1 protein-coding gene is annotated in these 1,617 nt (G+C 74.6%); it reads right to left on the bottom strand.

The features are described 5' to 3' along the window. Nucleotides 1-24 precede the first annotated feature (24 nt). The gene (locus C1J00_RS43055; RefSeq protein WP_102914195.1) at nucleotides 25-1,158 is read right to left on the bottom strand and encodes an acyl-CoA dehydrogenase family protein; all 1,134 of its coding nucleotides are present in this window, start codon (nucleotides 1,156-1,158) and stop codon (nucleotides 25-27) included. Between the last annotated feature and the right edge of the window lie 459 nt (nucleotides 1,159-1,617).

Genomic DNA, 1,617 nt, shown 5'->3' with positions numbered 1-1,617 from the left:
CGCTTGAATCCCCGCCCGTTCTCGTCAGACCAGTGGGTGGGCCGCCAGAAGGTCGCCCAGGGCCTCTTCGTGTGCCGAGGCGGGGCCGAGTGACAGTTCCAGGTGCTTGGCCCAGGCGTGGTAGCGGTGCAGGGGGTAGTCGACGTCGGCGCCGAACCCGCCGTGCAGGTGCTGCGCGGTTTGCACGACCCGGCGTACGCCCTCCGCCGCCCAGATCTTCGCGACCGCCACGTCCCCGGCGGCGGGCAGCGGGCCCGGGGCCCCGGAGGCGATCCGCCACGCGGCCTGCCACAGCGTGGCCTCCATCGCGCGCAGGTCGATGTAGCGGTCGGCGGCCTGCACGGCGACGGCCTGGAAGGTCGCGATCGGGAACCCGAACTGCTCCCGCTTGCCCGTGTAGTCGCCGGTCATTTGCAGCACGCGCTCTCCGAGGCCGAGCGCCAGCGCACACGTGCCTGTGGCCAGCAGATCCCGCAGCCACTCCCACGCCCCGTCGGCGTCGATCACGTCCCGGGCGGCGAGCCGTGCCGACTCCAGCCGCAGCTCGCCGAGCCGCTCGCCGCTGGTGGAGAACTGCTCGGCGAGGACGGTTCCCTCGTGGCCGTGCGGCACGAGGGCCAGCACGGTCCGGCCGGTCCCGGTGTGCGCGGGAACGAGCGTGATGTCCGCGTCGTGGGCCCACGGCACCGCTGTCTGGACCCCGTCCAGCACCCAGGTCCCGCCGTCCTGCCGGGCGGTCACGGCCTGCTCGGCCGGGTCGTGGCCGGTGCGGCCGTGCGCGGCGACGGTCAGCACGCTCTCGCCCCGGCCGGCCCGGGCGAGCAGGTCCGCCTTCGCCTCTTCGCTGCCGTAGGCCTGGACGGCCGCCGCTGCCGCGCTGCTCTCCAGCAGGGGCACCCTGGCCAGGACGCGGGCCGACTCCCGCAGCACCAGGCACAGCGCGATGGCGTCCAGGCCGGCCCCGCCGTACCGGGCGTCGAGCAGCAGGCTCAGCAGGTCCGCGTCGGCGAGTTTGGCCCACAGGGCCTGGTCGTAGTTCTCGGCGACGGCGCCGGGGGTGAGGGCCGGGCTGGGCACGGCGTCGGGCGCGACCCCGGCGAACACGCCCCTCGCCGCCTCGGCCGCAGCCTGCTGCTCCTCGGTAAAGGTGAAGTCCACGGTGCCTGTCCTTCCGGCGATCCCGTTGAGCTGACGGGGCGTCAAGATAGAACAGGTTCTAGAAGAAGGGAATGGGTGTACGGACGGGCGCCGTAGGGTGTCACTCTCGTGGACGACCGGCCCGGGCACCCTGTGGATAACCTGCGGGGGTCCCCTGTGGACCAGGGGGACCGCGGTCCCGACCGGTCGCGCTCGCCGTACGGTCGGCCTCCGCGGTGTGGCGACGGCCACGGCGGGACCTGCGGGCAGGGGATGTGCCCGGGTGGGCGTTCTGAGTACCGTGCCGGTGCCGACGCCGCGCAGTGCCGCGCGGGCGGTGCGACGCCCTCGCGGCCGGGCGGACGGAACTACGGACCGGGATCGTGGAACGGGGCGGAATGGACGCGTACGACGAGGGCTCGGACGCCCGGCACGGCCCGAACGTGCCGAGCCGGCCGGTCCCGCCCGGGGAGGGCCGGG

Source organism: Streptomyces cahuitamycinicus, from assembly GCF_002891435.1.
GTDB lineage: Bacteria > Actinomycetota > Actinomycetes > Streptomycetales > Streptomycetaceae > Streptomyces > Streptomyces cahuitamycinicus.
The sequence above is the reverse complement of the archived record's forward strand: the minus strand, read 5'-3'. Positions and strand labels throughout refer to the sequence as shown.